A 7,360-nucleotide genomic window follows, 5' to 3' on the forward strand; every position below is an offset into this window, starting at 1 on the left:
CCAACGAAGATCAGACAAGGCATCCAAACTCCACGTTGACCTCGAGAATGGGCAGCAGGATATAGCGGTTTGCTTGGTGCGGTTCCGCCACCCCAGTCGGCCTTCACCAAGTTCGGCGGTCGGTGATAGTACCGCAAAGCAGGTCGTTGGCATCTGAGCAATCGTGCCGCTGCCGGTGGCGGTAGCAGCGACGGCTAGCCGAGCCGATACACCCGGGTTTCACGTGAAACCGATGCTCAAATCAGATTGAAAACTGAAGACTCGCGCAGCGTTGTGACTGACAGATGTTGATAGAGCAGCACAATACACACCCACTCAGAACCTCGTCTTGTTTCACGTGAAACGGTGCAGCACCAACTTTCGAACAATCGACGTGCATCGATCGACATTAGAGGTCCGTTTGTTTACGCGAGCTCGTTTAGTCGTACGCTTCATAAATTCGTCTGCAGCCGGCGCAACTCAGTCCTGCACGGCACATGGCGTCATGGCACAACGGGCTTTCCGTGCCTGAAATACCGGTCCTGAATATACTCGCCGAAGGCCAGCACAACAAGACACAGACCAAGGATATTGGCGGCCCCATTCTTTTGGGCGCTGAACCTAACAGATCATCCAGCGCCGAAGGCCAACACCGCCAAGTCAGAAGGCTCTCACCTCAGCGAGGAAATACAATACAAAACCGAAATCGTTGTTCCACGTGAAGCAATCCGCGCCACGGATTAGTAATCGACTCAACTCGGTAATCCGGTATAGCTTGAAGCAAAGACAATCGCATCACCCAAAGTGTGCTGCCATCTAAATGCCGCTATCGGTACTGAGACTCGAGCGTTAGTGTTCAGCAGATACAAAAATGGCCCCCACGTTCACTCCCGCGGGGGCCATGTCTTCTCACAGTTCTATGTTCAGAGTGCTTGCTCGTTTGAGATACCCAAGAGACCGAGGATACGATCGAGATCCTCATGGTTCGCGAACTCCACGCTCAGTTTGCCCTTGCGCTTACCTACGGAGATGTTCACCTTGGTGTCGAGACGATCACCAAGTCGTTCTGCCACCGCAAGGAACTCCGGCGCCACCTTCGTCGTTGCACGTGAAACATTGATCGAATCGCCACGATTGAGCAAAACGACTGCCTCCTCAGAAGCTCTGACGGACAGACCCTCGGCAACGATGCGCTGAGCAAGCACTTCCATGTGTTCCGGATCCCGCAGGCCCAGGATGGCTCGGGCATGACCGGCAGAAATGACGCCTGCGGCTACGCGGCGCTGCACCAGAGGAGGCAAGCGAAGAAGTCGCAGGGTGTTGGAGATCTGAGGACGCGAACGCCCAATGCGCTCTGAAAGTTCCTCCTGAGTGCACCCGAAATCCTCGAGCAGCTGTCCGTATGCCGCAGCCTCTTCGAGCGGGTTGAGTTCCGCTCGGTGCAGATTCTCCAGAAGCGCATCGCGTAGGAGATCTGTATCCTCGACGTACCGGATGATTGCCGGAATCGTCGATAGACCAGCATCCTTCGTCGCTCGAAGACGACGCTCGCCCATAATGAGTTCGAACCGCGAACGGTCGCTGGGCTTCTGCCTGACGACGACAGGCTGAAGGACCCCGATCTCACGAATGCTGTGGACGAGTTCGGCCAACAGATCTTCGTCGAAGACAGTACGTGGCTGTCGTGGGTTCGCATCGATGAGATCAACGTCGATCTCACCGAACTCGGTATCCGGAATGGACTCAACGCCGTCATACTCGTCGGCATTGCCGCCATCAGCGCCTTCAGACGTGTCGGACTCACCGAACTCTTCAGACGTGCCGGAGGAAGTCGAGTGCTCATTCGATTCCGAAGGCGCTGAGAACGAGGAATCCGTTGCCGCCGAAGTCACCGGCTCGCCCTCGTCTTGAGCATCGGCCGGGCCAGCTGCTGGGTCAGCGGCCACTACATTAGTAGTCTTGACAGCATTGTCACCAGACGTGTCTGCTGACGGCGCTTTCTCATCATCCTCAGCGTCATCGCTGCTGCGACCGGAAGACGTGTACACGCCGGGATGAGTTTCCCGGACATCATCCTCGGGCGACGGAGCGGCCGCGGCTGCATTCGCGGACTCGGTCTCCTGCGCATCGGTGCGCTCGTCTGCAATGACGTCGGCCGAAGCGCTGTCATGTGCGGGAGCCGAATCGGACTGCGCAACCGCACTCGACTCTATAGGTGCAGCATCGCTGTCGCTGACTGCCGAGCCGGAAACCGAAGCAGGGGAGGAAGTCTTCCGCGTACTCGATTTCGCGGCTGCAGGAGCCTTCTCTGCGTCCTCAGCCGGTGCCGTAGGAGCGGATGACCCTGCCTTCGTCTTCGGTGTGGTCGTTTTGGCAGCAGAAGTTGGTTTGGAGACTTTGCCCGCGTTCGTCTTCGCGGCACCTGCCTTAGCCGTCGAGGCTTTCGCGGCACCTGCCTTAGCCGTCGACGTCTTCGCCTTGGAAGTCTTCGTCGTGCTCGTCTTGGAAGTCGTCGACTTCGTACCGGTCGACGTCGTACTGGTGGACTTCGAAGCGGTGGACTTCGACCCTGCGGGAGTGGACGCAGACGTCCTGGCAGACGACGATTTCGACGCTGATGTCGAACCGGTCGACGTCGTTTCAGCGGACTCCGCTTCGGCTGCTTTGGACTGGGAAACCTTGGACGATGCGGCGTTGGAGGTCGAATCCTTGGACGGCCCGGCCTTCGGCTTGCGTCGCCGAGATGACTGCATCGATGCAGCAGGGTCGGTCCGCGCAGAGCGAGGCGTCTTCGTCTCAGCCTTGCCATCCTCCGTGTTCCCGCCGGAGAAGAAGACATCGACCGGACGATCGTTGGAGTTCGCGTCGGGGATCAATGCTCCGAGCCCGCGCCCCAGGCCCCTCTTCTTGCGTTCAGCCACGACTTACTCCTCGATTCGCTATTTCTTCAGCGGCTTCCCGATACGACAGGGCACCGCTGGAATGTGGGTCATATGAGATCACGGTCTGGCCATAGCTCGGTGCCTCGGAGATCCTCACCGATCTCGGGATAGCAGTGCCGAGCACCTGCTCCGGGAAATGGGTGCGAACATCCTCGGCGACCTGAGCGCTGAGGTTCGTGCGACCGTCATACATCGTCAGCAGAATCGTGGAGATCGCGAGCTCAGGATTGAGATGCTTCTGGATGAGCTGGATGTTCTTCAGCAGCTGGCTCAGTCCCTCGAGTGCATAGTATTCGCACTGGATCGGAATGAGGACCTCGCGAGCTGCCACGAAGGCGTTCACTGTCAGCAGACCGAGGCTGGGCGGGCAGTCGATGATGATGTAGTCGACGCGGTCTCCGGCTGCTTCCTCTTCTTTGAGATAGATACCCAGGGCACGCTGCAGTCTCTGTTCGCGCGCGACGAGGGACACGAGTTCGATCTCCGCGCCGGCGAGGTCGATGGTGGCCGGCACGCACTTGAGAGTGTCGAAGTCCGGACACTGTGCCACGGCCTCGCGCATCGGAACATCGTCGATGAGGACGTCATAGATGCTCGTGACCTCGGAATAATGGTCGATGCCCAGGGCGGTGCTCGCATTGCCCTGGGGGTCGATGTCGATGAGCAGGACGTTGAGCCCCTGATTGGCCAGGGCAGCCGCGATGTTCACCGCCGTCGTGGTCTTTCCGACGCCGCCCTTCTGGTTCGCGATCGTGAAGATGCGGGTCGAGTCCGGCCGTGGAAAGGTTGTCTGCGACAGTCGATCCGCTCGCCGGTTGTCCCGTGCAATCGCGGCACCAATGGGAGACGACTCATCCATGATCGGCATAGGGCGCACTCCATCATCCATCGGTTTCACAAGGCTCTCATCCAGCCTAGACCAACTCTACTTCGTACTATTTCTTGACGATCTCGACGACACGACTCGGAACCTCGAGGATGCCGCCGCCATCAACGATATGGATCTCGGGCTGCGAGAGTCGATACCGTTTGATCAGCTTCTTCGCCTTGGCAAGCTCGCCTTCGACCGAAGCTCCCTTGAGGGCGAGGATCCGTCCTCCGGGGCTGATGACCTCGCGGGTCCATTCGATGAGGGTCGTCATCGCCTTGACCGCACGTGCGGTCACGACCGTGAACATCTCCTCGTCGACGAGGTCCTCGACCCGTTCGCGAACGATGCGCACATTCTCAAGTCCCAGATCATCGACGACCATGTTCAGCCATTCGACACGACGCTCCATCGGTTCGATAAGGACGATCTTCGCCTCCGGGCGCAGCAGCGCGATCGGAATTCCGGGCAGGCCGGCTCCGCTGCCGACGTCGCCGACGACATCGTTCTCACCGATATGCTCGGCGACCACAGCGCAATTGAGAATATGCCGAGTCCACAGGCGATCGACCTCGCGCGGACCGATGAGCCCCCAGTCGATTCCGGTCGTGGCCAAGTGCTCGGCATACCGCTGCGCGGCAGGATAAGCCGCACCGAAGTACTCTTCGGTGCCGGGCGGAGGCGACTCGATCTCCGCTGTCGTCGTTTCGTTCGAGAGCTCGGTCTCGTTCGGGAGCTCGGGGTCGTTATCGGGCTGATCAGTCATCGGCGAGCCGGATGACGACATGACGACCGTCGCCCTCACCCTCGGACTCCGAGACCAGACCGGCGCGGGCCGCCTGGTCATGGATGATCTTGCGTTCGAAGCTGTTCATCGGTTTGAACGCGAATTCTTCGCCGCCGTCCTTGACGTCGTCGATGGCACGCTTGGCCTTCTTGACCAGCTCTTCGCGACGGCTGTTGCGGAAGCCGTCGATATCGAGCATCAGCCACGACCGCTGACCGGTCTGCGTCTGCACGGCCAGACGGCTGAGTTCCTGCAGCGCACCGAGGGTCCGGCCCTCACGGCCGACGAGGGTACTCAGGTTCGAGTCCTCGTCGTCCTCGCAGACGATGGACAGCTGCGCACGACCGTCAGCGACATCGATGTCGATATCGCCGTCGATGTCGGCCAGATCCATCAGCTCTTCGAGGTAGTCCGCGGCGATCTCACCCTCTTCTTCGAGGAGTTCGGCACGGCTCGGCTTCGTCGAGGTCTCCTCCGAAGTCTCTTCCGGTGTCTGTTCGGAGGTCTCGTCGATCTTCTCTTCGGTCATGTCTGTCCTCAGCGCTTCTTGTTCTTCTTACGGTTCTTGCTCACAGGCTGCTGCCGCTGGCCGCTCTTCTTCGGGGCCTCCTCGGTGACGGTCGACCCCTTGAGCTCATCCTGCTTCACGGTCTTGCCCTTGCGAGCCTTGCGCTCAAGCATCTCCTTCTCGGCCTTCGAGCCGGGAGCGGGCATATTGCGGATGACCATGTGCTGCTGAGCCATCGTCCAGGTGTTCGAGACCAGCCAGTAGATGAGGACACCGAGCGGGAAGTAGATGCCGCCGATGCCGAAGACGAGAGGCATCACATAGAGCAGCATCTTCTGCGACTGCATCATCGGGTTGGCCATCGCCGACTCCGACATGTTCTTCGCCATCATCTGCTTCTGGGTGATGAACATGGTGGCGGCCATGATGACGATGAGCACACCGGTCAGCAGCTTGACTGCAAAGCCTGGGTCGGTGAAGACCGCCGAAAGGCTGATGCCGAAGATCGAAGAGTTCTCGGCCTGAATCGCCAGCTGCTGAGTGAAGCCGCCGATCGCGCCGACAGAGCCCTCGGCGACCTTCGGCATGTTGTGGATGACGCGGAAGAGCGAGAAGAAGATCGGCATCTGCACGAGCAGCGGCAGGCACGATGCCCAGGGGCTGGTCTTGTTGTCGCGGAACAGTGCCATCTGCTCTTCGGCCATGGCCTGGCGAGAGTACTGGTCTTTCTTGCCTTTGTACTTCGCCTGCAGACGCTGGATCTCCGGCTGCAGCAGCTGCATCTTGCGCTGCGACTTGATCTGGTAGACGAAGAGAGGGATGAGGAGAGCACGGATGACCACGGTCAGTCCGGCGATCGAGAGCACCCAGGTCCAACCGCTGTCGGCAGGCAGGCCGATCGCGGTGAAGATCTCGTGGAAGATCGCGAGGATCCAAGCAACTACCCACTGCAGCGGGTAGAGCAGCTTGTCCATCCAGTCCATTCAGTTCTCCTCGTTACAACGATGCTGGCGCGTCGTTCATTTTGCCATTGTTCACAGGTCTGCGCGACACGACGTGTGCCCCGGGGCAGTCCGCTTGTTCGCGCTCGCTCGCGGACTGCGAGTTCAATATGTTCTAACTGTGTGCCTGACCGCGGTGGATGGTCTTCGACCTGGCCTCCCGCGCCGATCCCGGCACATGGTCGACGCCGCCGTGCGACCACGGATTGCAGCGCAGTATGCGCCACCCAGTTAACACCACTCCCTTGAGAACTCCGTGTATCTCGAACGCCTCGAGACCGTACATGGAGCAGCTGGGATAGTAGCGGCACACTTGGCCGTAGAGAGGAGAGATCACGATCCGATAGGCGCGGATGAACCAGACGAACGGCATCCTCGGACCGACCAGGACGATCCAGCCGAGTGTGGGCCAGAAACCGGCCGGCCGACGGGGCACTTCGGAGACATGTTTCAGATCATGTTCGGCGTCCACGACGTTCCAGCTTCTTCTCTGCCTTGATCAGCAGCTCGTCGACTTCGGCGGACAGAACCGCGAAGTCGGCCCGTCCCGCATGCGGCAGCGCCCGGATGACGAACAGATCTCCTGTTCTCAGCTCACCGAGACGCGCACGCATGATCTCGCGCAGTCGACGCTTGGTGCGGTTGCGCACCACGGCGTTTCCGACGGCCTTGGATACGATGAAACCCACGCGCGCAGCGTGGGTATCATCGGTGTCTCTCAGGCTGTGCGCCATGAGATGCTCTGTGCGCACCCGGACCCCGGCTCTGAAGATTCGTCTGAAGTCTTCGCCGCTGCGGATCCGATGTGCCGCGTCAAGCATGCTCAGGCCGAAATGTCGGAACGTCCCTTGCGACGACGTGCAGCCAGGATCGAGCGGCCGGCGCGGGTGCGCATACGCAGACGGAAGCCGTGCTTCTTGGCGCGCTTACGGTTATTGGGCTGGAATGTACGCTTGCTCACTTCGGTCTCCGATTTCTAGGTTGCGGGCGAACGCCGGTGCGTTCTCACAAAAAACGGCGGTGCGAGTCTCGACCGCCGAGCACTCCTGTGCATAAGAGCCAAAAGATAATCAGGATAATCGGATGAAGCCCGGTACACAGGACACTCCATCTTAGCGAGGCGCATTCCGAGCGGTCAAACGGGATCGCCATGTTTCACGTCACGCTCGCCCGAAATTCATCACCGTTCGCGTTGCCGTCACCAACGCTCGTCCACAAGTCACACCCATGTAGTTTTCCACAAGCTTATCCACGAGTGTGGAGATTCACTGGGTT

9 protein-coding genes are annotated in these 7,360 nt (G+C 59.7%); 1 reads left to right on the forward strand and 8 read right to left on the reverse strand.

The window, feature by feature from the left end; genetic code table 11:
• Positions 1–902: 902 nt before the first annotated feature.
• The gene (locus HF684_RS18900) at positions 903–2,027 is read right to left on the reverse strand and encodes a ParB/RepB/Spo0J family partition protein (RefSeq protein ID WP_248279042.1); all 1,125 of its coding nucleotides are present in this window, start codon (positions 2,025–2,027) and stop codon (positions 903–905) included.
• 82 nt (positions 2,028–2,109) lie between these two features.
• Here HF684_RS18900 and HF684_RS18905 point away from each other — a divergent pair, with 82 nt between their 5' ends.
• Positions 2,110–2,976: a hypothetical protein gene (locus HF684_RS18905; RefSeq protein WP_248279043.1), complete on the forward strand. Its 867-nt coding sequence runs from the start codon at positions 2,110–2,112 to the stop codon at positions 2,974–2,976.
• On the opposite strand, the gene HF684_RS18600 is transcribed toward HF684_RS18905, so the two are convergent.
• The 7 genes from HF684_RS18600 to rpmH form a co-directional block, all read right to left on the reverse strand.
• Positions 2,893–3,789 carry a ParA family protein gene (locus HF684_RS18600; RefSeq protein WP_025779575.1) on the reverse strand — a complete coding sequence of 299 codons (897 nt, stop codon included), beginning with the start codon at positions 3,787–3,789 and terminating at the stop codon, positions 2,893–2,895. The two genes, HF684_RS18905 and HF684_RS18600, sit on opposite strands and share 84 nt — an antisense overlap.
• A 67-nt stretch (positions 3,790–3,856) precedes the next feature.
• Positions 3,857–4,555 carry a 16S rRNA (guanine(527)-N(7))-methyltransferase RsmG gene (rsmG, locus tag HF684_RS18605; protein WP_169253690.1) on the reverse strand — a complete coding sequence of 233 codons (699 nt, stop codon included), beginning with the start codon at positions 4,553–4,555 and terminating at the stop codon, positions 3,857–3,859.
• On the reverse strand, positions 4,548–5,105 hold the full coding sequence (locus HF684_RS18610) for a R3H domain-containing nucleic acid-binding protein (RefSeq protein ID WP_169253691.1): 558 nt from the start codon (positions 5,103–5,105) through the stop codon (positions 4,548–4,550). Before HF684_RS18610 ends, rsmG begins: the two co-directional genes overlap by 8 nt.
• 8 nt (positions 5,106–5,113) lie before the next feature.
• Positions 5,114–6,067, reverse strand: coding sequence for a membrane protein insertase YidC (yidC, locus tag HF684_RS18615; RefSeq protein ID WP_169253692.1), 954 nt, complete (start codon positions 6,065–6,067; stop codon positions 5,114–5,116).
• A gap of 133 nt (positions 6,068–6,200) precedes the next feature.
• The gene (yidD, locus tag HF684_RS18620; RefSeq protein ID WP_248279044.1) at positions 6,201–6,557 is read right to left on the reverse strand and encodes a membrane protein insertion efficiency factor YidD; all 357 of its coding nucleotides are present in this window, start codon (positions 6,555–6,557) and stop codon (positions 6,201–6,203) included.
• Positions 6,541–6,906, reverse strand: coding sequence for a ribonuclease P protein component (rnpA, locus tag HF684_RS18625; RefSeq protein ID WP_169253693.1), 366 nt, complete (start codon positions 6,904–6,906; stop codon positions 6,541–6,543). The genes yidD and rnpA overlap by 17 nt, the downstream gene beginning before the upstream one ends.
• Before the next feature lie 2 nt (positions 6,907–6,908).
• Complete coding sequence (gene rpmH, locus HF684_RS18630; RefSeq protein ID WP_039211706.1) at positions 6,909–7,046, reverse strand: 50S ribosomal protein L34; 138 nt, start codon at positions 7,044–7,046, stop codon at positions 6,909–6,911.
• Between the last annotated feature and the right edge of the window lie 314 nt (positions 7,047–7,360).

The organism is Brevibacterium sp. 'Marine' (genome assembly GCF_012844365.1).
GTDB lineage: Bacteria > Actinomycetota > Actinomycetes > Actinomycetales > Brevibacteriaceae > Brevibacterium.